The organism is Massilia sp. CT11-137, assembly GCF_047302885.1.
In the GTDB taxonomy this organism is placed as follows: Bacteria; Pseudomonadota; Gammaproteobacteria; order Burkholderiales; family Burkholderiaceae_D; genus Telluria; species Telluria orientalis.
In genome coordinates this window covers 691379-713107 of sequence record NZ_JBKYMP010000002.1, presented here as the reverse complement: position 1 = coordinate 713107, position 21729 = coordinate 691379, and the positions used below count along the sequence as shown (strand labels likewise).

Genomic DNA, 21729 nt, shown 5'->3' with positions numbered 1-21729 from the left:
TCAAGCTTACCATGCGCGAACACAAAGCCGGTATGGGGAGAATGTGATTGGAATGCGGATGGTGCCCTGCGTCGCCGGCCCGAACAAGGCTGCGTAACGCAGGTGCGGCAGAGCAGTGGCCGGACGTCCTGTCCGGCCCGGGGGGAGACTCAGTGCAGGACGACGGGCTGGCTCATGAGGGTATCGTACGAACCCAGGAAATCGTCGATTTCCTCCATGGTCGGCTCGCTCGCGATCAGGTTGTTGACATCTCGCCGGAACGCTTGCGCCAGTTTGCCGCCGATGAACGCCTCGCGCCGGCCGGACTTGTCGACGATCTCGTAGCCGCCGAAGCGCAGGGCCTCGAGGTTGTGATCGACGCCAAATTCGACAACGCTGTACTGTTCGCTGTTATAGATCATGTTCATGATGACTCCTTCACTCGATCAGATGGGTGCAAGGGCCGCCCGGCGGCGGACGGCTCTTTGCTGGCCTTTCCACTTTCGTTCCACTTCAACTACGAGGTGGGGCCACGACGAACCGAATTCAAGAACCTCTACAACTTGTTACGAATGCCATCAACACGCTGCGGAAGATTCAGGCCTTCAGGTCGGAAGTCAGCCGTAACAGCTGATCGTATGGCTCGGACTGCAACCACGATCGCAACTGATCAAGATGCCCGCTGTCCGCGACACCGATGAAGATACGGCGGGGTCGTTGGCGCAGCAGTCGATTCAATGTTACACGCAAAACGAGATTGCCGGTGCAGCACAGGCAACCGGGCGCGATCCGCGCAAGCGTCTGCCCGGGAGGAAGGTCGTCGAGGGGGGAACTGCCGGACGCGAGGCCTTCAAGGACGATGGCCTGCGAGATGGGATGCACCCGGTCTTCATGCAGATCGGAAAGGTGGGCGGCGATGGCCGCTTCGCGCGCGGCGGCGCCGGGACCGGTGACGAGCGTCAGGACGGTGCGTGCATCGTCCTGGTCGCCGGGATTACTGTGCACTCTTCTTGCCCAGCTTGCCCGGTTCGACGCCGAGCTGCTTGAGCTTGCGATACAGGTGGGTCCGTTCCAGGCCCGTCTTTTCGGCCACGCGCGTCATGGACCCGCCTTCGCGGCCCAGGTGGTGTTCGAAGTACATACGCTCGAAGGCGTCGCGCGCCTCGCGCAGCGGCAGGTCGAACGACAGCGTGTAGCCGTGCGCATGCGCCTCGCCGTTGCTGACCGGACGGGCCATGCCCATCGACGCCCCCATCGCCCCGCCCTGCGGCTGCGGTGCATACATCGGCTGCGCGACGGCGCTCGGCTCCGGCACGGGCGCGGAGACGGAGGCGACGGTCGCCATCGGACGCGGCGCGATCGCCGGGGCGCGCGCCACTTCCTGGCCGCGCTGCAGGCCCTGCTGCACCGCTTTCAACAGTTTTTGCAGGGCGATCGGTTTTTCCAGGAAATTGAGGGCGCCGATGCGGGTCGCTTCCACGGCGGTGTCGATGGTGGCGTGGCCGGACATCATGATGACCGGCATCGTCAACAGGCCGTCGCGCTGCCACTCCTTGAGGAGGGTGACGCCGTCGGTATCGGGCATCCAGATGTCGAGCAGCACCAGGTCGGGGGTGCCCTGCTGGCGCGCCTGGCGGGCCTGCTGCGCGTTTTCCGCCAGCTGGACCGCGTGTCCCTCGTCGCCAAGGATTTCCGAGAGCAGCTCGCGGATGCCCATTTCATCGTCAACTACGAGTATGTTCGCCATCTTGTTATGCCTTTTATGATCTGACTCTCTCCGTGCACGTCGAAAAACCTACTACGCGTTGCACTGCGGTCCTGCGATGCTCGCTGTACTTTCGTACAGCTGCGCTTCTCGAACCGCATTGCGGCCGCTCGCGACGGTTTTTCGAGGCGCCCGTTCCAGCCAAGATTTTATGCGCGATTCACGCTTCGGCCAAGTTCGCCTCTGGCGCTAACTTTAACAGCAAAATCGATACCGAAGCGCCACTTCCGTCGGCGCGGTTGGCGACGTCGATCCGGCCCCCATGTTCGTCGACGATCTTCTTGACCATCGGCAGGCCCAGGCCGGTGCCGCGCGCCTTCGACGTGACGTACGGTTCGAAGGCCCGCGACAGGATCTTCGGCGCGAAACCGGGCCCGTTGTCGACGATCGCCAGGCGCACCGCAGTGCCCGTGCCGCCGTCGGCGCCGACATAGTGGATGGCTTCCGTCACGATGTCGATACGGGGCGGGTCGTCCCGCCCCGGACGGTCGGCCAGCGCGTCCTGCGCGTTCTGCAGCAGGTTGTGGATCACCTGGCGCAGCTGGGTCGCGTCGCCCATCACGCGCGGCAGGCCGGGGGCGAGCGACGGGTGGATCACGTCGGAGCCATCCTCGGACAGGTACAGGTTCAGGATCTCGTCGATCAGGTCGTTCAGGTCCAGCGGGTGCAGCACGGCCGGCGGCGTGCGCGCGTAGTCGCGGAAGTCGTCGACCATGCGCTTCATCGCGGCCACCTGGCTCACGATGGTGTCGGTGGCCTTGTTGAGGAGTGCCGCCGCATCCGGGTCGACGCGGTCGGCCAGCTTCATCTGCAGGCGTTCGGCCGACAGCTGGATCGGCGTGAGCGGGTTCTTGATCTCGTGCGCGAGACGGCGCGCGACCTCGCCCCAGGCGACCGAACGCTGGGCCGAGATCACGTCGGAGATGTCGTCGAACACGACGATGAAGCCGCTGCCCGCCCCCACCGGCAGGCGCGAGCCGCGCGCGAGCAGGGTGAGGTCGTGGTCGTCGTCGGTGCCGGGGCGGCGCGGGATCTCGATCTGCTGCTGCCAGTGCGCCCGTCCGCGCCCGCGGCCCGCGGCCGATTGCGCGCTCTGCGCCGAGAAGGCGCGCGTGACGGCGCCCGCGAACACTTCCAGCCCCTCGATGGCGTCGAGCGGACGGCCGGCCAGCGACGCGACGTCGACCGGCAGGATGCGGTGCGCGGCATCGTTCGAGTTGACGACGACGCCATCGGCATCCATCACGATCACGCCCGCCGACATGTTGGCCAGCACGGATTCCAGGTGGGCCTTGGCGCTTTCCAGCGCGGCGCGGTTGCGTTCGACGGCGGAGCGCGCTTCGAACAGCTGGCCCGTCATCGCATTGAACGATTGCGTGAGCGTGCCCAGTTCGTCGTTCGTCTCGACGATCGGGCGCGGCGACAGGTCGCCTTCCGCGACGGCGCGCGTGCCCTCGGCCAGCACGAGCAGCGGCTGCGCGAGGTTGCCGGCGATGAGGAACGACGCGCCGATGGCGGAAAAGATCGCGAGCAGCAGGGTCAGGGTGAGCTCGCCGACATACATCTTGTTCAGGCCGCGGCGCGCCGCGAAGCGTTCCTGGTATTCGCGGTAGGCGGTGCGCAGCACGGTGGAATTGGACGCCAGGTTGACGGGCACGGACTGCGTCAATTGCAGGTAGCGCGGTTCCATGCCGGGCGGCTCCGGCACGGCCACCACGACGCGCAAGCGCAGGTCGGTGGCCGCATCGAGGGCGTTGGGCGACTCGTCGTGCGCGTCACGGAAGTCGTCGTCGATACCGCCTTCCGGACGCGCGTAACCGCCCGGCATCGCGGCCTGCTTGAGCATCTGCGGCGTGGGCAGGTCGGCGGTCTCGACGGCACGGCGGTCCTCGGTGGCGCTGGCGACCGGCTTGCCGGCCGCATTCAACAGCAGCGCGCTCTGCATGCCGTCGCTGTCGTCGAGCGCACGCATGAGGATCGTCTGGGCCTCCTGTTCGCCCTGCCCCGCCAGCGTGGCGGCAACGGTGCCCGCGTTGGCGTTCAGGTCGGCCAGCGCCTCGTCGAGGGCGGCGCGGGACAGGTTCAGGCCGGAGTCGAGCGCGGCCTCGATCTTGACGTCGAACCACGATTCGATCGAGTGCGAAACGAACTGCACCGACACCATGAACACGACGACCCCGGGCAGGATGCCGATCCCCCCGAACAGCACCATCAATCGCACCATCAGCCGCGAGCCGAACTTGCCGGCCCTGTAGCGCGAATAAAGGCGCCAGAACGCGACCAGCACGAGCACGAACAGCGCGCCGGCGACGACGACGATCAGGCCGAACAGCCAGGCGAAATTGCGGGCGAAGAAGCCCGTGTTGCTGGATGCGGAGGCGAGAAGAAAAACGAGGATCGACGCGATCGCGCTGCCGATCACGAGGGCATAGCGCAGGGCCCGGATCACGGCTTACTCCGCACGGTAGGTGAAGGTCTTCTTGTGCGAGGCCAGGCGCCAGTCGGAATTATTCAGGGCATCGACCTGGAGCGGTTTCAACAGGTATTCGCGGTCCATGAACATGCGCACGGTAACGTTATAGGTCTCGCCCGGCTTCAGCGCCCCCGGCTTGGCGATCAGCCAGCGGGTCGGCCGGCGGATCGCAAGCAGCGCCTCGTCGAGCGTGTCGAAATTCTGTTGGATGCTGCCGAGGGCGGACAAGTGATAGACCCGGAACAGCGGGTCGTAGTTCAGCTTGACCGTGCGGCGCGAGGAGACGGCGTGGTCGTCGGTCCACCACCAGCGCGGCCGGGTCAGTTCGATCTCGGTGGTGAACGACAGCGGCACGCCGTGCTGGATGGCCTGCTCGAGGCCGGGCGTCAGGTCGAACGAATAAGCGGCCTTCAGGCGATAGCCGTCGTCGGACGCTTCGATGCTGGCAAAGGTGATTTCGATCCCGTCGGCCGCCTGCGCCGTTGCGCATGCGAATGCCAGCAAGAGCTGGCAGGCGATGAGGCGGAAAAATCGTACAGTCACTAGGGCCAGAGCCTTAAAAAGCGTTGTCGGGATTGCTCACGCTCCGGCCTTCTGGAACAAGGCGTAGAACAGACCGTCATGATCCTGCCCGGCGCCACTTCGAGGAAGCAGTTGGCCCGGCGCGTCGAGACGGACCGCACCGTGGCGCGCCGCGAAGGCGGCGGCCTGCGCTTCCGATTCCTGCGGCCAGAGCGAACATGTCACGAACAGCAATTTACCATCGGGCCGCAGCATCTGCCAAAGATTGTCGAGTATTTTGCCGGAAAGTGTTGCAAGTTGGTGGGTGTCACTCTTGCGTCGTAACCAGCGGATATCCGGGTGACGGCGGACGATGCCGGACGCCGTGCACGGCACGTCGGCGAGGATACGATCGTATTGACGGCCATCCCACCAATCCGTCGCTTCCGCCGCCCCCGCCTTGACGGTCGCGGACAGCCCCAGGCGCTGCAGGTTCTGGTCCACGCGCACGAGGCGGCGCGCGTCGGCATCCAGCGCCGTCAGGTCGACGTCGGCCGTCTCCAGGATGTGTCCGCTCTTGCCGCCCGGCGCCGCGCACGCATCCAGCACGCGCATGCCGTCGTGGAGGTCGAGCAGCGGCGCGGCCAGCTGGGCACCGGCATCCTGCACGGACACGAGGCCGTCGGCAAAGCCGGGGATCTGCGCCACGTTCACGGCCTGCGCCAGGCGCACGGCGCTTGGCCCCACCTGCTCCGCGCGCATGCCGGCCGCAGCCAGCGTTTTCAGATAGGTGTCGACGTCCGTCCTGCGGCGGTTGACGCGCAGGGTCAGCGGCGGCTGGCGGTTGCCCGCCTGGAGGATCGCCTGCCAGTCGTCCGGGTACGCCGTACGCACCGAGTCGATCCACCATTGCGGGTAATTCCACTGGGCGACCTGGTCGCGCAGCGCGGCGCCGACCAGTTGCTCGCGCTCGCGCAGGAAGCGGCGCAGCACGGCGTTCACCATCGCCCTCGCGTGCGCGAAATCCGGGTGGGCGGAGCTGGCGAAGACGGCCTGGTCGACGACCGTGAAGGCTTCATAAGGCGGCTCGCTGCCTTCGGGCGGGTCGAGCAGCGCCAACGCGCATTCCAGCAGGCCGGCCAACATGGCGGGCTCGGGCGCCTTGCTCGTCATCAGGCTCAGCAGGATCTCGTTGCGCCCCAGCTGGCGCATGGCGCGGTAGGCGATGTCCTGGATGGCGCCGCGCGCCTGCGGCGGGGCGTCATACGCCTGGAACACCTCGGCCAGCGCGTGGGGGAGCGCGGTGCCGGCACGCACGCGCGCAAGGCTGCTCGCCGCGCCCAGCAGGGCGAACGCGAGGGAATCGGTGCGCAGGTCGGGACTGTAATCGAGCTGGACGTGGGCCTTGACCTCGTGGCTGTGACGCAGGCGCGCGCCCTCGTCCTTGGGACGGGACGACGCGTAGCCAGCGTCGCGCGGGGCCGGTTCGACCTGTTGCGGGCCGCGCGGCGGCGTGCCGCCGGGGCCGCGCGGGGCGGTCTGCCCCTTGCCAGGTGCGCCACCCGGCCGGGCCGGGCCGGCCTTTTTGCCGCCGTTGCGGCCGCCGGCCTTGGGTTTGAGAGTGAGCGTCGGGCGCTTTTCGGTCATGGCAAATCGATCAATGCATAAAGACGCTCATTGTAACGGTTACGCGTTGCGCAGGCTTAAGCGAGGCTTGTGCCCGTGCCCCCGGATGGTTTGCGCGTTGCGGCAAACCAGTATAATGATCGCTTAGCCTGCCGGTGGCACCGCCACCGCGCCGCACCGACCACGCCGCACTGACCATTATTTTTTCGACCACAGTTCATGCTCGCCCAACAAAAACAAGAGATCGTTGCCCTGTTCCAGGCCGCATTGGCCCCCATTGTCGCCGGCAGCGACCTCAGCCCTAACGTCGTCCTGGAGCGCCCGCGCGATCCGTCGCACGGCGACATCGCCTGCAACATCGCCATGCAGCTGGCCAAGCCGCTGAAAACGAACCCGCGCGACCTGGCCACCCGCCTGGTCGCCGCGCTGCTGGCCGATCCGAAGGCGGCGGGTCTCGTGGAATCGGCCGACGTGGCCGGCCCGGGCTTCATCAACCTGCGCGTGGCAGCCAGCGCCAAGCAGTCGGTCGTGAAGACCGTCCTGCAGCAGGGCGACGCCTTCGGCCGCGGCGACTCGGGCCATGACCACCACGTGATCATCGAATTCGTGTCCGCCAACCCGACCGGCCCCCTGCACGTGGGCCACGGCCGCCAGGCGGCACTGGGCGACGCGCTGTCGTCGCTGTTCGAATCGCAGGGCCACCAGGTCACGCGCGAGTTCTATTACAACGACGCCGGCGTGCAGATCCTGACCCTGGCCAACTCGGTCCAGGCCCGTGCGCGCGGTTTCCGTCCGGGCGATATCGAATGGCCGGAATCGGCCTACAACGGCGATTACATCCAGGACATCGCCGACGATTTCCTCGCGAAGAAGACCGTGTCGGCCAGCGACGGCCAGCCCGCCACCGCCAGCGGCGACACGAACGACATCGAATCGATCCGCCGCTTCGCCGTCACCTACCTGCGCAACGAGCAGGACCAGGATTTACAAGCGTTCGGGGTCAGGTTCGACAACTATTATCTCGAGTCCTCGCTGTACACGGACGGCAAGGTCGAGGCGGCCGTGCAGGCCCTGGTCGACGCCGGCGTGACGTACGAGCAGGACGGCGCGCTGTGGCTCAAGACGACGGACTACGGCGACGACAAGGACCGCGTGATGCGCAAGTCCGACGGCACCTACACGTACTTCGTGCCGGACGTGGCGTACCACATCCAGAAATTCAAGCGCGGCTTCGACCAGGCCATCAACATCCAGGGCAGCGACCACCACGGCACCATCGCCCGCGTGCGCGCCGGCCTGCAGGCCGTGAACATCGGCATCCCGCAGGGCTATCCCGACTACGTGCTGCACAAGATGGTCACCGTCATGAAGAACGGCGAGGAGGTCAAGATCTCCAAGCGCGCCGGTTCGTACGTGACGGTGCGCGACCTGATCGAATGGTCGGGCAACGGCGACGTGACCCGCGGCCGCGACGCCGTGCGCTTCTTCCTCATCTCGCGCAAGGCCGACACGGAATTCGTGTTCGACGTCGACGTCGCCCTCGCCACCAACGACGAGAACCCCGTCTACTACGTGCAGTACGCCCACGCGCGCATCTGCTCGGCCCTCGCGAACTGGGGCGGCGACGTGGCGCAACTGGCCAACGTCGATCTCTCCCCGCTGACGAATGCGCACGAATCCGGCCTGCTGGCCAAGCTGTCGTCGTACCCGGAGATGCTGCAGCGCGCGCTCGTCGAGCTGGGCCCGCACCAGGTCGCGTTCTACCTGCGCGAACTGGCCGGCGAACTGCACAGCTATTACTTCGCGCACAAGTGGCTGCTCGACGACGACGAGCCGACCAAGCTCGCGCGCCTCGCGCTGGCGGCCGCCATCCGCCAGGTGCTGCGCAACGGCCTGGCCCTGATCGGCGTCTCGGCGCCGGAGAAAATGTAAGCGTTTTAACCATACCGTACTACATGACCGCTTTCCGTAATCGCTCGCAATCCTCCTTCACGCGCCAGCGGGGCAGTACGCTCACTGGCCTCATCATCGGCCTGATCGTCGGTCTGGGCATCGCGGTCGCGGTCGCGCTGACGATCACCAAGGGCGCCTCGCCGTTCACCGACAAGACGGTCAAGGCGGGCCGCCCGGCCGATCCGGCGCCGGGCCAGGCCCAGGACCCGAACAAGCCGATGTACGCCAACCGCGACGCCGCGCGCGTGGCGAACAAGGAGATCACGGAAAAGGCGGCCGCGCGTTCCGGCGGCACCGATGCCGCACCGGCACCGAGCGCCAAACCGGCCGACGTCGATCCGCTGGGCCAGGCGATCGCCGCGATGAAAGAGCCGGCACCGGCCAGGGTCGAGCCGAAGCCGGAGACGCGCGTCGCATCGGCGACCCCCGCGGCACCGGCCGCCGCCCCTGCCGCCGCCGCCGCCGCCGCCGGCGAGTACATCTACTATCTGCAGGCGGGCGCGTTCCGCGACCTGTCGGATGCGGAAGCGACCCGCGCCAGGCTCGCGCTGCTCGGCTTCGAAGCGGCGATCAGCGACCGCACGAGCGACAGCGGCGTGCTGCACCGCGTGCGCCTCGGCCCGTACAACCAGGTCGAAGCCATGAACAAGGCGCGTGCCAAGCTGCTCGACAGCGGCGTCGACGTCGCCATCGTGCGTAACCAACGATAAGGGGTCGCGATGTCTCTGACGCGCCGTCTGTTCTGCACCGCCCTCCTCGGCCTCGCGGCCGGATCCGCCACGCTGTCGGCATCGGCCGCCGAGCCGCAGGCAGGGTCGCAATACCTCGTGCTGCCTTCCGTGCAGCCGACCGATACCGGCGCAAGAGTCGAAGTCATCGAGTTCTTCGCCTACTACTGCCCGCACTGCTACGCGTTCGAACCCGCGCTCGAAGCGTGGGTCAGGAAGCAGGGCGACAACATCGTGTTCAAGCGCGTCCACATCCAGGGCGGCGCCAGCGTGCTGCCGCAGCAGCGCCTGTTCTACACGCTGGATGCGATGGGCCTGCTGAACCAGTACCACCAGAAGGTGTTCGACGCCATGCACCAGCAGCACCTGCGCCTGTCCAGCGACGAGCAGGTGTTCGACTGGGTGGCGCAAAATGGCATCGACCGCGCGAAGTTCGTCGACACGTACCGCTCGTTTGGCATCCAGGCGAAGCTGCGCCGCGCTGGCGCGATGATGGATTCGTATGGCGTGGACCGCTGGCCGCTCGTCGTCGTCGACGGCCGCTTCGTCACGTCGCCGTCGCACGCGGGCGCGGGCGCGCCCGAGGGCACGACGGAAGCCCAGCAACAGCAGGCGGCCCTGCAGGTGATGGACTTCCTCGTCGCGAAAGCGAAAGCGGACAGGAAATGACCGCGGCGCGGAGCCGCCGGCTGCGCGTATTCATCACGGGCGCGTCCAGCGGCATCGGTGCCGCCCTGGCGCGCGAGTACGCGGCGCGCGGCGCCGTCCTCGGCCTGCTGGGCCGCCGCGCGGATGCCCTGCACGCGCTGCCCTTCTCCGCCGGTCACCACATCTACACCGTCGACGTGACGGACCATGCGGCACTGGCTGCGGCCGCCTTTGATTTCATCGCGCGTGAAGGCGGCGCCGACATCGTCATCGCCAGCGCCGGGGTCTCGGCCGGGACGCTGACGGAACGGCCCGACGACCTGGCCCAGTTCGCCCGCATCTTCGCCATCAACGTGACGGCCACCGTCGCCACGTTCGCGCCGTTCGTCGAGACGATGAAACGCAGGGAAGCCAAGGACCGCGGCCCGCGCCGCCTCGTCGCCATCGGCAGCGTGGCCGGCATCCGCGGCATGAAAGGGGCCGGCGCGTACTGCGCGTCGAAGTCCGCCGTGCACACCTATGCGGAATCGCTCCGCCTCGAATTGCAACCCCACGGTATCCGGGTCGTGACCATCGCGCCCGGCTACATCGACACACCGATGACCCGCCAGAACCGTTTTCCCATGCCCTTCCTGATGCCCGTGGACCGCTTCGCGGCCGCGGCCGCCCGCGCCATCGACGCCGGCACGAGCTACCGCGTGATCCCGTGGCCGATGGGCGTCGTCGCCAAGGTCCTGCGCCTGCTGCCCAACGTCCTGTTCGACGCGCTGTTCGCGCACGCGCCGACCAAGTCCGGCAAGGCGGCGCCATGAACGCCGACCGCATCATGGCGCTGTCGCGCGCCGGCGTCGCCGTCGAGGTGGTGGCGGAAACGGGATCGACGAATGCCGACCTGCTGGCGCGCGCGCCGCGGCTGACGGCACCCGTGCTGCTCGTCGCCGAACACCAGACGGCGGGACGCGGCCGCGCGGGCCGCAGCTGGCTGTCCGAACCGGGTCACTCGCTGACGTTCTCGCTCGCGTGGCGCTTCGCCGGGGGGCTGCGCGGCCTGGCCGGCCTGCCGCTCGCGATCGGTGTCGCGCTGGCGGAAACGCTCGGCCAACTCGGCCAGAGCGTGCAGCTGAAATGGCCGAACGACGTGCTCAAGGACGGCGACAAGCTGGCCGGGATCCTCGTCGAGACGCAGGTGGCGGCGGACGGCGCCGCGTGGACCATCGTCGGCATCGGCGTGAACCTCGTGATGCCGGACGCACTCGAAGACAGGATCGGCCGCAGCGCCGCCGCGATGCCGTGGCTCGCGCGCATGGACCGCGACGAGCTGATGGCCACGCTGCTCGACGGCCTGGCCGAGGCGCTGGCGCTGTTCGCGCACGCCGGGTTCGCCGCCTTCGTCGCGCGCTGGAATACGCTGCACGCGTGGCAGGGCCGGCCGGTCGTCCTGCTCGACCGTGGCGAGGTGCGGCACGAGGGCCTTGCCGCCGGCGTGGACGACACGGGGCGGCTGCTGCTCGACACCGCGGCCGGCCGGGTGACGATCGTGGCGGGCGACGTGTCGCTGCGCACGAAGGATTGATGTCCGGGAGGTCAAATGCTGCTGCTCGTCGATGCTGGAAACACGAGGATCAAATGGGCCATCGCGGCCCCTGACGCCGCGCCGGGCGACTGGACCGCGCATGGCGCCGTGCCGCATGCGGAACTGGAGCGCCTGCAGGCCGCGTGGGCGGGCCAGGGTCTTGCGCGCGCGATCGTCTCGAACGTGGCGGGGCACGCGATGGCCGCCCAGCTGACGGCCCTGCTCGCCCCGCTGCTGCCCGCGCCGCCCACATGGTTCACGTCGCGGGCTGAACTGAAAGGCATGCGCAACCGCTACCGCAATGCCACGCAGCTGGGCAGCGACCGCTTCGCCGCCGCCCTCGGCGCACGCTGCGTCGCCCCCGGCAAGAACCTCGTCGTGGCCACGTGCGGCACGGCGACGACGGTGGACGCCGTCAGCGCCGCCGGCGACTTCCTCGGCGGGATGATCCTGCCGGGCCTGGGCCTGATGCTGGGCGCGCTGGCACGCGGCACGGCCCAGCTGCCGCAGGTCGCGCCGGGTGCCTCTCCGCCGACCTTCGCGGACCACACGAGCGACGCCATCCTGTCCGGCTGCCTGGCCGCGCAGGCCGGCGCGATCGAGCGCGCCTGCGCGGCGCTGCCGGCTGACCTGTGCATCGTCTCCGGCGGCGCGGCGGCCAGCGTGGCCCCGCTCCTGTCCGTCCCGCACTGGATGCTGGATAATATTGTGCTGGTGGGCCTGCATGCGGCCGCACCCTTCCTTGCTACCGACTCCGCTCCCGCTTGAGGACATGCTCGTGCTACGACTCGCCTTCTGGTCCCTGCTGTTCCTGAACGCCGCCCTGTTCGCGTATGCCCAAGGCCTGCTCGGCACGGCCAGGAGCAACGAGCACGAACCGACGCGCCTGAAGCGCCAGTTCAACACGGCCAAGATGACCCTGCTGACGCGCGACCAGGCCGAGGCCGCCGCGAAGGCTGCTGCGCCGCCGGCGGGTGGCGATGCGGCGGACGTCACGCCATCGGCAAGCACTGCGGCAAGCGCGCCCGCACCTGCCGGCGCGCCGCCGGCCCCGGCCTTCGCGTGCACGGAAATCGGTCCGTTCAATTCCACCGACGCCCGCCGCTTCGAAACGCGCCTGGCCGCGCTGGACCTCGGCGACCGCCAGTCGCGCCAGACCATCCAGGCCCAGGACGTCAGCAGCTGGCTCGTGCACATCCCGACGCAAGGCAGCAAGGAATCGGCCGACCGCAAGGCCGCCGAACTACGCAACCTGGGCGTGACCAATTTCTACGTCTTGCAGGGCGACTCGCCCTTGAAATACGCGATCTCGCTGGGCGTGTTCAAGACCGAGAGCGGTGCCCAGGCGATGCTCGCGCAACTGGGCAAGCAGGGCGTGCACTCGGCGCGCATCGCACCGCGCGGGCCGCAGACGACTCACTACGTCTACCGCGTACGCAGCCTCGATGCCGCGACCCGCAAGCGCATCGAAGGCTATGCCGAGCGTTATGACGGAGCGGACGTCAAGAGCTGCGGGTAAGCGCGGACGCATCGCGGGATGACTGTCCCGCCTGCTCGCCCCCCAGCACCTTCACCGCCCGCTCGAGCGTCTTGATCTTTTCCCGCATTGCCGACAGGTTGCGCAGCAGCGCCGCGTTGCGTTCCCATTCCGCGTTCGGCGCCATCGGATAAAACCCCGTGTAGCGCCCCGGTGCCGTGATCGAGTTCGGCACCAGCGTGCCGGCCGTGACGTGGACGTTGTCGACGATGTCGATGTGGCCGTTGATCATCGCGGCGCCGCCGAACGTGCAGTGCCGGCCGATGTTGGCGCTGCCCGCGACGCCCACGCAGCCGGCCATCGCCGTGTGCGCGCCGATGCGGCAGTTGTGGCCGATCTGGATCAGGTTGTCGAGTTTTACGCCGTCTTCGATCACCGTGTCGTCCAGCGCGCCGCGGTCGACCGCCGTGTTCGAGCCGATGTCGACGTCGTCGCCGATGACGACGCGGCCCGTCTGCGGAATCTTGATGTAGACGCCGCCGTCCACCGCGAAGCCGAAGCCGTCGCCCCCGATCACGGCGCCGGAATGGACGATGCCGCGCGCGCCGATGACGCAGCGCGCGTGGAAGGTCACGTTGGCGAAGAAATGCGTGCCCTCGCCCACGCTGGCGTCGCGGCCGATGTAGCAGCCCGCGTCGATCACGGCGCCGGGCCCGATGGCCGCGCCCTCCTCCACCGTGACGTGCGGACCGAGGAAGGCGGTCGGGTCCACGCGCGCGCCCGGGTGCACGGCGGCTGTCGGGTGGATGCCCGGGACGGGCGTATGTCCGGGCGCGCACAGGTATTGCGCCGTGCGCGCGAAATACGCGTACGGGTTGTTCGTGACGATGCGCGCGCCGGCGTACGTGGCCGCAACCGCCGGCTCGTCGAGCGGCGCCAGGATCAGCGCCGCCGCGCGGCTGTGCGCGGCCACGGCGCGCAGCCGGCTGTTACTGAGAAAGCTGATGTCCGTGGCGCCCGCGCGGTCCAGCGGGGCGATGCGCGCCACTTCGATGTCCGGGTCGCCTTCCAGCCGGCCGCCGAAGCGCGTGACCAGCTCCACGAGTCGTGCCCCCATCCCCTGCCTCCTGTCGCGTCGTTGCGTCGATATGCGGTTCGACAGGGACGCCAGGCCGGCAGTTCCGGATCCCGGGGGGGGAAACGGAAGCGGTGTGAGCTACCGCAAAAGAAAAAGCCCCGCTTGCAACCGGCGCGTTGCATGCCGGTCGAAAGCGGGGACAGGGGACGTAGAAGGTACTGCCGTGCGATCAGAACTTGCCGCGGATGCCCAGCTGGAAGGTGCGGCCCGGATCGAACGACGTGAACTGTGCGTTCGGGAACTGGAAGTAGCCTTCGCGCTTGGCCTTGTTCAGGTTGACGATGTCGAACGTGATCGTCGGCCAGTTGTCGCGGTTCAGCACTTCTTCCAGGTCCACGCTGGACGAGAAGTCGGCCTGCTTGTACGAGCGGCCGTACAGTGCCGCCAGCGTCACGCCGCTCTGGTTCGCGTTGGCGCTCTGGCTGCCCTGCTGGTACTGGTGCGAGATGCGCGCCATGTAGCCGTGGTTCTCGTAGTAGAAGCCGAAGTTGTTGCTCTTCTTCGGCACGTTCAGCGCCACGAAGCCGTTGGTGCCCTCGCCGCTCGCGCTCTGGTTGATCAGGGTCGCGGTCTCGCTGAAGCCGAAGCCCTTGATCGGCAGCAGCTTGTCGAGCGGCTGGACCCAGCCGATCTCGAGGCCGCGCACGGTCAGGATGCCGCCGGCGTTGCGTTCCTGGCTCATCACGACGGTGGCCACGTCCGGACCGCCGCGCGAGTTGATCGCCACCTGCTGCGTCGGGATCAGGTTGTTGTACGTGATGCCGTAGGCGGCCAGGGCGGAGAACGGCATCGTCAGGTTGTCGATGACGGTGAAGCCCTTCACCTTTTTCTGGAACACGGTCAGGCTCACATAGCCTTCGCGGCCGGTGTACCAGTCGATGCCCAGGTCGATGTTGTTCGACAGGTAGGGCTTCAGTTCCGGGCTGCCGATCGTGCCGACGTCGGCCGACGTGCCGCTGAAGTTGATGCCCGGACGCAGCGAGTTCGGATTCGCACGGGTCATCGTCTTCGACGCCGCGATGCGGGCCACGATGTCGCTGCGCAGCGTGATGGCCGCGGTGGCCGACGGCAGCGTGTTGTTGTAGGTCGTGTCCTGGTAGACCCACTCGGTCTGGTTCGGGTACTTCGAACCGTTCAGCGTCAGGTTGGCGTTGCGCGGGTCGCTGAACGAGTTCAGGGAGCCCACTTCCTGCTTGGTGCGGACATAGCGTACGCCGGCGTTGTAGCGGACCGGGAAGCTGAACAGCTTGGTTTCGCCGTTGAGCTCGGTGTAGAAGCCGGTGGAGCGCTCGCGCACATAACCCGAGCTGGCGCCCGTCGACGAGCTCGTGGAATCCGGCGCGCTCGAGTTGTATGCGTCATAGTTCGAATCCTTGCGGAAGCGGTCCCAGTCGACGACGAGGCGGTCGTGCGGGCCCTGCACCAGGTAGGAGGCCAGCTTGTTCAGCGGGATCAACGAACCCTGGTAGGTGAGCGGTGCCGTCTGGCCGGCCGTGTAGCCGGTGCCGTAGCCCGGGTACAGCGCGGCGGCGCTGGCGCCCGGCGTGCTGGCGCCGTCGCACGGCGGTGCGCCGTTCGGTCCCTGGATGAAGACGCTCGGGTTGTTGCCGCAGACGGCGGCCTGCCACGCGGCCGAGTTGTCCTGGCCACGGATGCGGCGGTCGATGTCGTCGTAGGCGAGACCGGCCTTGACGCTCAGCTTCGAATCGCCCCACGTCAGGTCGGTGTGGAAGCCCTTCGTGCTCGTTTCGCGCAGCTCGTTCTGGATGTTGACGCGGCCGCCGGCCCAGACGAAGTTCGCCGGGTCGTTGACGTCCTTGTTGAACGAAATGCTCGGCACGCCGCCGTTGTTCTGGAACGTGGTGACGAGGCCGCTGCCGGCTGCCGTGATCGGCATGATGGTCGGTGCTTCGTGCGAGAACGTCGACTTGGTGGCGTTGGCCTGGGCTTCCAGTTTCAGGGTCGGGGTGATCTTCCACTCCATGCCCGGGTTGATGCCCTTCAGGTCGGTACGGTCGCGGCGCGGGCCGAATTCGATGAAGTAGGTCGAGTTGGCGTACGTGCCCGACGTGACCGTGCAACCCGTCGTGCAGTCGCTCTTGTCGACCTGCATGTTCAGCGGGATCGCTGCATTGTTGCGGACCGCCCAGGTGTAGGCGATGCGCTGCATGTCGTCGTCCTTCTTGCTGTACAGCGTGTCGACGTAGAAATGCAGGTTTTCCAGCGGACGCCACTCGGCGCTGAGGATGGCCGAGCCCTTGTCGCGCGTGCCGAAGTAATCCATGAAGCGGCCCAGGCGCGGCACGAGGGCGTTGTCGATCTGGTCGATCGTCAGGCCCGGGTTGTGCGCCAGCAGGAACGCCTGGTCGATCGGCGTGCCCGCCACGAGGCCGGCGCCGGCGCCGGCCGGAACGGTGGCCGGGATCGTCCAGTTGCCGCCGCCGGTGCTGTTGCGGGTCGGCGAGGCGCTCTGGGCTGCCGTCAGGTTCGGGTTCGTCAGGCCGACGGTCTCGTAACCGGTCGTGCGCGACTTCTGGCGATTGACGGCGATGCCGGCCAGGATACCGAACTTGTCGCCCCAGGTCTTGCTGGCCACGATGGAGCCGCGGCCGCCGACGCCGTCGGCGATCTGCTGCTTCTGCGCCGTGCCGCTGTACGAAACGTGGGTGCCCGGGTTGTCGAACGGGCGCGCGCTGCGCATGTTGACGACGCCGGCGGCGCCGCCTTCGATCAGGCCGGCCGTCGGGCTCTTGCTGACGGTCAGCTTGGTGAACAGGTCGGTCGGCAGCAGGTCGAGGTCGACTTCGCGGTTGGTGCTCGCGCCGTCGATCGGGCCGGACGACGCCACGGCGATCTGCGCATTGTTCAGCAGGATCTTGGTGAAGCTCGACCCCAGGCCGCGGATCTGGATGTTCATGCCCTCGCCCGTCACGTCGCGGGCGATTTGCACACCCGGCACGCGGCTCAGCGATTCAGCGATGTTCTTGTCGGGGAATTTACCGATGTCTTCGGCGCTGATGGTGTCCTGGAAACCAACGGACTCCTTTTTATCCTTCGCCGACGAAAGCAGACTGGCGCGGTAGCCGGTCACCTTGACGACGGCGGTATCGGCCTGGACGGCCGGCGCCGCCTGGGCCGGCGCCGCGGTATCTTGCGCATATGCTTGCTGGATAAGGCCTGCGAGCACGCTCAGGCCAAGCACGACTTGCCGGCGCTGGCGGCGCCGTTGTACGGACTTCTCGATCATTGCTGTCTCCTGTGTTTTTCTATGCCTGGGACGTCCCGACGGGCCGTCTTTATGGCTGGCAAAATCAGTGTAGGAGCACAATGTTAACGGTGTCAATCTCGCAAACATAAATGTTATGCGCAAACATCGGCGGGAACTTTGCATTTATCAGGCAGTTTTCGATAAAGTGCCTTTTTATGTTTGGGAAGATCTCGAATTGCTTGCGCAAAAAATGGTAGCGTATAGCAAAACAAAAAACGTTGTAGATGTCTGACATCTGATGATAAAACATGCAGAAAGCATCGTTTTTGGCCATTCCCGCACAAAAATACAGCATTTGACATGAGAAATTGTCGGGTTTACGGGAAGAACTGCCATGAACATTGATCAGACGTCTGATGTCTATGGAAGCTGGGCAGTAGACGCGCGCGGCCTACCCTGCCGCTCAGCGCCGTACGATGATGGGTTTCAGGCCGAGTCCGGCCGGCAGCGTACGCGCCGCTTCCTGCGCGAGGGCGCGGGATTCGAAGGGGCCGCCGTACAGGCGGTTGACGCTGCCCGAACGGACGACTTCGACCGCCAGGTCGACGCCGGCCTGCTTGAGCTTTTCACCCATTTCCTCGGCCTTGCCGTCGCGTCCGTAAGCGCCCAGTTGCAGATAGAAACCTGGCGCCAACGCAGCCTTGTCGGCCGCGGCCGAAGCCGCTGTCGAGGCCGAAGCCGCTGTCGAGGCGGCAGGCGCCTGTGCGCGCGCGACGGCGGCGCTGTCCATGTCGACACGGTCTTCCAGCATGAGGGCGGCGATGGCGGGCGGTGCCGGCACGGCCTGCGCCTCGGATGCGGCGGCGCGGCGCGCGGACGCGAGCTGCATCACGTCGCCCGGGAACAGACGCTCGACCTGGACCTGGTGGCTGCCCTTCCCCAGCAGCCCCAGCTTGAGGGCGGCCGTGTACGAGACGTCGATCACGCGGTCGGAGTGGAACGGTCCGCGATCGTTGATGCGCACGACGACGGACTTGCCGCTCTCCAGGCTCGTGACGCGCGCGTACGAGGGGATCGGCAGGGTCGGGTGCGCGGCCGTCATCTTGTACATGTCGTAGGCTTCGCCCGACGACGTGCGCTGGCCGTGGAACTTGACGCCATACCAGCTGGCCACGCCGCGCTGGGTGAACGGTTCGTCGTTGATGAGCGGGGTGTAGGTCTGGCCGAACACGGAGTACGGCTTGTTGGCGAACTTGGCGTAGGGCTCGTACTTGACGACGGCGTCGGGGGTGTCCAGCAGGCCCGGCGGCGGATTCGCGCCGGGGCCGTCGTCCTGGTAGTAGCCGCCGCGGCCGGAACCGGCCGGCGGCAGGTTCGGAAGCTTCGGATCCACGCGGGTGACCTTGTGCTTCCACGGCAGGGGGATCAGGCTTTTGTGTTCGCCGTTCTGGTCCGTGGTACTGCACCCCGCCATCATTGCCAACATCGCAATGACCGCTGGGAGCGACCTCGGAACGGCCTTCGCGTTCTCTTGCATATCAGGTCTGCACCAGTTTGCGGTGTCGTTGAATACTCATCAATATACCACTGCAGAGGCCCAAAGTAATCAGCGCGGTTCCGCCATAGCTCATGAAAGGAAGCGGAACTCCGACCACGGGCAGGATGCCGCTGACCATGCCCATGTTGACAAAGGCATACACAAAAAACATCATCGCGACCGATCCGCCCAGCAGGCGCGTGAACAGGTTCGGTGCATTGGCCGCGATCATCATCGCGCGCCCGATCAGCAGCAGGTACAGGAACAGCAACACGAGATTGCCGACCAGACCAAACTCTTCGGAATATACCGAAAAAATGAAGTCGGTGGTACGTTCCGGAATGAATTCCAGATACGCTTGCGTCCCCTTCATATAGCCTTTGCCGGTCAAGCCGCCCGAGCCGATCGCGATGGTCGACTGGATGATGTGGAAACCCTTGCCGAGCGGATCGGACGTGGGATCGATCAGCGTCATCACGCGTTCGCGCTGGTAGTCGTGCATCATCGACCACGCCACCGGCAGGCCCGCGCAGCCGGCCGCGAACAGCGCGCCGAGCGCCTTCCACGACAGGCCGGCCAGGAAGATCACGAAGAAGCCGGAGCCGCCCACGAGCAGCGCCGTGCCGAGGTCGGGCTGCTTGGCGATGAGGCCGAATGGTATCAGGAGCAGCAAGGCCGCCACCGCGAATGACTTCCAGTTGAGGATGCCCGCCCGGGTCTGGAAATACCAGGCCAGCATCAGCGGCGTGGCGATCTTCATGATCTCGGACGGCTGGATGTCCACGCCCACGTGCAGCCAGCGCCGCGCGCCCTTCTTGATGATGCCGACGGTCGCCACCGCGAGCAGCAGCGCGACGCCGAACGTATAGACCGGCACGGCGAGGCGCAGCAGGGTCTGCGGGGGAACGATCGCGGCGGCCCACATGAACACGAAGGCCGCGATGATGTTGCGGATCTGGCCTTCCAGGCGGCCGGGGAAGTCGTGGCCGGCCGAGGACAGCGTGACGAGGCCCGTGCACAGCAGCAGGAACAGGATCAGCGACAGGGCCGGATCGAAGACGGTGAAATACGGTTTGAGGCGCCGGCTGAGCGAGCGGCGTTCGGGAAAATGCGCCATGGTTCAGTCCTTGTTGCCGGGGGTCTCGCCGCCCGGCCTGAAATCGGCGCCGGCCGTGGGCGCCACCTGGTCTTCGTCGGCCGGGACCGGGTCGACGGGTTTCGGCGCCGGCTTGTCCGCGTCGCCCGGACGCTTGCCGAGCAGGTAGTAATCGAGCGCCTTGCGTGCGATCGGTGCCGCCACCGCCGCGCCGAAGCCGGCGTTCTCCACGACCAGCGCGAGCGCGATGCGCGGATGGTCGGCCGGCGCGTAAGCGATGAACAGCGCGTTGTCGCGCAGGCGTTCCGGGGTCGCGGCGGCATTGTACTTCTGGCCCTTCAGGCCCACGACCTGCGCGGTACCCGTCTTGCCGGCCACGGTGTACTGCACGTTGCGGAACGGGATGAAGGCGGTGCCGCTCTGGTCGGCCGTCACGCCGACCATGGCGCGCTTGACGACGTCGATGTTCTCCTGCTTGAGCGGGATGCGGCCGGATTGCTTCGCCACCGTCGGCGTGCGTGCATGGTTGCCGCCGTCCTCGAGCAGCTTGACGAGGTGCGGCCGCATGATGACGCCGTCGTTGGCGAGCGTCGCCACCGCGTGCGCCATCTGCAGCGGCGTATAGCTGTTGAAGCCGTTGCCGATCGAGATCGAGATCGTGTCGCCGCCGACCCACTTCTGCGCCGCGCGGTTACGCTTGAAGCGCTCGCGCTTCCATTGCTGCGACGGCAGCACGCCCGTCTTCTCGTGTTCGAGGTCGATGCCGGTCTTTTCGCCGAAGCCGAACGGCTGCATGAAGTCGTGCAGGCGGTCGATGCCCATCTCGTTGCCGAGCTGGTAGTAGTAGGTGTCGCACGACATCACGATCGACCGGTACATGTCGATGTAGCCGTGGCCGCCGCGCTTGTCGTCGTTGAAGCGGTGCCCGCCCAGCATGAAGAAGCCGGGGTCGTTGATGCCGTACTCGGGGCGGCGCAGGCCCAGCTCCAGCGCGGCCAGCGCCATGTACGGCTTGAACGTGGAGCCGGGCGGGTACGTGCCCGACAGCGGACGGTTCATCAGCGGCTTGTCGAGCGACGTGTTCAGCTCCGTCCAGCTCTGGGTGTCGATGCCGTCGACGAACAGGTTCGGGTCGAAGCCGGGCCGCGACACGTACGCGAGCACGTCGCCCGTCGCCGGCTCGATGGCGACCAGCGCGCCGCGGTAATCGCCGAACGCCTGCTCGACGACTTTCTGCAGCTCGATGTCGATCGACAGGATCAGGTTGTTGCCCGGCGTCGGCGGCGTGCGCGACAGGGTGCGGATCGCGCGGCCGCCGGCCGAACGCTCCACTTCCTCGTAGCCCGTCTGGCCGTGCAGCTGGCGCTCGTAGCTCTTTTCCAGGCCTTCCTTGCCGATATGGTCCGTGCCGTTGTAGTTGGCGGCATCGTCGCTGGCGTCGATGACCTTGGCCTCGGCCTGGTTGATGCGGCCGATGTAGCCCAGCACGTGCGAAGCGACTTCGCCCAGCGGATACTGGCGGAACAGGCGCGCCTGCACTTCGACGCCGGGGAAGCGGAAGCGCTGCGCGGTGAAGCGCGCCACCTCGTCGTCGGTCAGGCGGGTGCGGATCGGGACGCTGGAAAAATTCCTCGACTCTTCCATCAATCGCTTGAAGCGTTTGCGGTCTTTCGGTTCGATCGTGACGAGCTTCGCGAGTTCGTCGATGACGGAATCGAGGTTCGCTTCCAGCTTGGACGGCGTGATCTCGAGCGTGTAGGCGGAGTAGTTGCTGGCCAGGACGACGCCATTGCGGTCGACGATCAGGCCGCGGTTCGGCACGATGGGAACCAGCGCGATACGGTTGTCCTCGGCCTGCGCCATGTACTGGTCGTGCTTGACGACCTGCAGCCAGACGAAGCGCGCGACGAGCAGGCCGAAGCAGATGAAGACGAACAGCACCATCGCCGTCAGGCGCATCCGGAACAGGTGGATCTCGCGATCGCTGTCTTTAATCTCGGTCATTCGGGGAGGCGATGAATAAATGC

At 67.0% G+C, this 21729-nt stretch carries 18 protein-coding genes; 7 read left to right on the top strand and 11 right to left on the bottom strand.

Going from position 1 to position 21729, the window contains the following annotated elements; all coding sequences use genetic code 11:
- Positions 1–149: 149 nt before the first annotated feature.
- From ACEN98_RS19915 to rsmB, 6 genes are all read right to left on the bottom strand, one after another.
- The gene (locus tag ACEN98_RS19915) at positions 150–407 is read right to left on the bottom strand and encodes a DUF3567 domain-containing protein (RefSeq protein ID WP_036235350.1); all 258 of its coding nucleotides are present in this window, start codon (positions 405–407) and stop codon (positions 150–152) included.
- Between the two features lie 169 nt (positions 408–576).
- Positions 577–984 (bottom strand): GTPase, encoded by a 408-nt coding sequence (locus ACEN98_RS19910; RefSeq protein ID WP_413337626.1) that lies wholly within the window; start codon positions 982–984, stop codon positions 577–579.
- On the bottom strand, positions 974–1726 hold the full coding sequence (locus ACEN98_RS19905) for a response regulator (RefSeq protein ID WP_413337627.1): 753 nt from the start codon (positions 1724–1726) through the stop codon (positions 974–976). The genes ACEN98_RS19910 and ACEN98_RS19905 overlap by 11 nt, the downstream gene beginning before the upstream one ends.
- 178 nt (positions 1727–1904) lie before the next feature.
- The gene (locus ACEN98_RS19900) at positions 1905–4193 is read right to left on the bottom strand and encodes an ATP-binding protein (protein WP_413386642.1); all 2289 of its coding nucleotides are present in this window, start codon (positions 4191–4193) and stop codon (positions 1905–1907) included.
- 3 nt (positions 4194–4196) lie between these two features.
- Entirely contained in the window at positions 4197–4760 is a 564-nt protein-coding gene (locus ACEN98_RS19895; RefSeq protein ID WP_413344664.1) for a DUF4390 domain-containing protein, read from the bottom strand.
- A gap of 36 nt (positions 4761–4796) precedes the next feature.
- Positions 4797–6365 (bottom strand): 16S rRNA (cytosine(967)-C(5))-methyltransferase RsmB, encoded by a 1569-nt coding sequence (gene rsmB / locus ACEN98_RS19890; protein WP_413386640.1) that lies wholly within the window; start codon positions 6363–6365, stop codon positions 4797–4799.
- 198 nt (positions 6366–6563) lie between these two features.
- On the opposite strand from rsmB, the gene argS reads away from it, so the two are divergent.
- The 7 genes from argS to ACEN98_RS19855 are packed head-to-tail and all read left to right on the top strand — an operon-like array spanning position 6564 to position 12765.
- Entirely contained in the window at positions 6564–8276 is a 1713-nt protein-coding gene (gene argS, locus ACEN98_RS19885; protein ID WP_413386638.1) for an arginine--tRNA ligase, read from the top strand.
- A gap of 23 nt (positions 8277–8299) precedes the next feature.
- On the top strand, positions 8300–9007 hold the full coding sequence (locus tag ACEN98_RS19880) for an SPOR domain-containing protein (RefSeq protein ID WP_413386636.1): 708 nt from the start codon (positions 8300–8302) through the stop codon (positions 9005–9007).
- A 9-nt stretch (positions 9008–9016) separates the two neighbouring features.
- Positions 9017–9694 (top strand): thiol:disulfide interchange protein DsbA/DsbL, encoded by a 678-nt coding sequence (locus ACEN98_RS19875; protein ID WP_413386634.1) that lies wholly within the window; start codon positions 9017–9019, stop codon positions 9692–9694.
- Complete coding sequence (locus tag ACEN98_RS19870) at positions 9691–10485, top strand: SDR family oxidoreductase (protein ID WP_413386632.1); 795 nt, start codon at positions 9691–9693, stop codon at positions 10483–10485. The genes ACEN98_RS19875 and ACEN98_RS19870 overlap by 4 nt, the downstream gene beginning before the upstream one ends.
- Entirely contained in the window at positions 10482–11246 is a 765-nt protein-coding gene (locus tag ACEN98_RS19865) for a biotin--[acetyl-CoA-carboxylase] ligase (protein ID WP_413386630.1), read from the top strand. The genes ACEN98_RS19870 and ACEN98_RS19865 overlap by 4 nt, the downstream gene beginning before the upstream one ends.
- Positions 11247–11261: 15 nt before the next feature.
- The gene (locus ACEN98_RS19860; RefSeq protein ID WP_413386628.1) at positions 11262–12014 is read left to right on the top strand and encodes a type III pantothenate kinase; all 753 of its coding nucleotides are present in this window, start codon (positions 11262–11264) and stop codon (positions 12012–12014) included.
- Between the two features lie 10 nt (positions 12015–12024).
- Complete coding sequence (locus ACEN98_RS19855) at positions 12025–12765, top strand: SPOR domain-containing protein (protein ID WP_413386626.1); 741 nt, start codon at positions 12025–12027, stop codon at positions 12763–12765.
- Here the strand turns inward: ACEN98_RS19855 and lpxD are convergent.
- The 5 genes from lpxD to mrdA all read right to left on the bottom strand — a co-directional run bounded on the left by lpxD (position 12749) and on the right by mrdA (position 21706).
- Entirely contained in the window at positions 12749–13840 is a 1092-nt protein-coding gene (lpxD, locus tag ACEN98_RS19850; protein WP_413386624.1) for a UDP-3-O-(3-hydroxymyristoyl)glucosamine N-acyltransferase, read from the bottom strand. The genes ACEN98_RS19855 and lpxD overlap by 17 nt on opposite strands.
- A 190-nt stretch (positions 13841–14030) precedes the next feature.
- Positions 14031–17108, bottom strand: a complete 3078-nt coding sequence (locus tag ACEN98_RS19845) for a TonB-dependent receptor (RefSeq protein WP_413386622.1) — start codon at positions 17106–17108, stop codon at positions 14031–14033.
- Between the two features lie 424 nt (positions 17109–17532).
- Entirely contained in the window at positions 17533–18555 is a 1023-nt protein-coding gene (locus tag ACEN98_RS19840) for a septal ring lytic transglycosylase RlpA family protein (RefSeq protein WP_413386620.1), read from the bottom strand.
- 52 nt (positions 18556–18607) lie between these two features.
- The gene (rodA, locus tag ACEN98_RS19835) at positions 18608–19723 is read right to left on the bottom strand and encodes a rod shape-determining protein RodA (RefSeq protein WP_413386618.1); all 1116 of its coding nucleotides are present in this window, start codon (positions 19721–19723) and stop codon (positions 18608–18610) included.
- A 3-nt stretch (positions 19724–19726) separates the two neighbouring features.
- Positions 19727–21706, bottom strand: coding sequence for a penicillin-binding protein 2 (mrdA, locus tag ACEN98_RS19830; protein ID WP_413386616.1), 1980 nt, complete (start codon positions 21704–21706; stop codon positions 19727–19729).
- Positions 21707–21729 lie beyond the last annotated feature (23 nt).

Coding starts and splice junctions, on each gene's coding strand:
- ACEN98_RS19915 (WP_036235350.1), bottom strand. CDS start 407: ATGAACATGATCTATAACAGCGAACAGTACAGCGTTGTCGAATTTGGC.
- ACEN98_RS19905 (WP_413337627.1), bottom strand. CDS start 1,726: ATGGCGAACATACTCGTAGTTGACGATGAAATGGGCATCCGCGAGCTG.
- rsmB (WP_413386640.1), bottom strand. CDS start 6,365: ATGACCGAAAAGCGCCCGACGCTCACTCTCAAACCCAAGGCCGGCGGC.
- argS (WP_413386638.1), top strand. CDS start 6,564: ATGCTCGCCCAACAAAAACAAGAGATCGTTGCCCTGTTCCAGGCCGCA.
- ACEN98_RS19880 (WP_413386636.1), top strand. CDS start 8,300: ATGACCGCTTTCCGTAATCGCTCGCAATCCTCCTTCACGCGCCAGCGG.
- ACEN98_RS19875 (WP_413386634.1), top strand. CDS start 9,017: ATGTCTCTGACGCGCCGTCTGTTCTGCACCGCCCTCCTCGGCCTCGCG.
- ACEN98_RS19870 (WP_413386632.1), top strand. CDS start 9,691: ATGACCGCGGCGCGGAGCCGCCGGCTGCGCGTATTCATCACGGGCGCG.
- ACEN98_RS19865 (WP_413386630.1), top strand. CDS start 10,482: ATGAACGCCGACCGCATCATGGCGCTGTCGCGCGCCGGCGTCGCCGTC.
- ACEN98_RS19860 (WP_413386628.1), top strand. CDS start 11,262: ATGCTGCTGCTCGTCGATGCTGGAAACACGAGGATCAAATGGGCCATC.
- lpxD (WP_413386624.1), bottom strand. CDS start 13,840: ATGGGGGCACGACTCGTGGAGCTGGTCACGCGCTTCGGCGGCCGGCTG.
- ACEN98_RS19845 (WP_413386622.1), bottom strand. CDS start 17,108: ATGATCGAGAAGTCCGTACAACGGCGCCGCCAGCGCCGGCAAGTCGTG.
- ACEN98_RS19840 (WP_413386620.1), bottom strand. CDS start 18,555: ATGTTGGCAATGATGGCGGGGTGCAGTACCACGGACCAGAACGGCGAA.
- rodA (WP_413386618.1), bottom strand. CDS start 19,723: ATGGCGCATTTTCCCGAACGCCGCTCGCTCAGCCGGCGCCTCAAACCG.
- mrdA (WP_413386616.1), bottom strand. CDS start 21,706: ATGACCGAGATTAAAGACAGCGATCGCGAGATCCACCTGTTCCGGATG.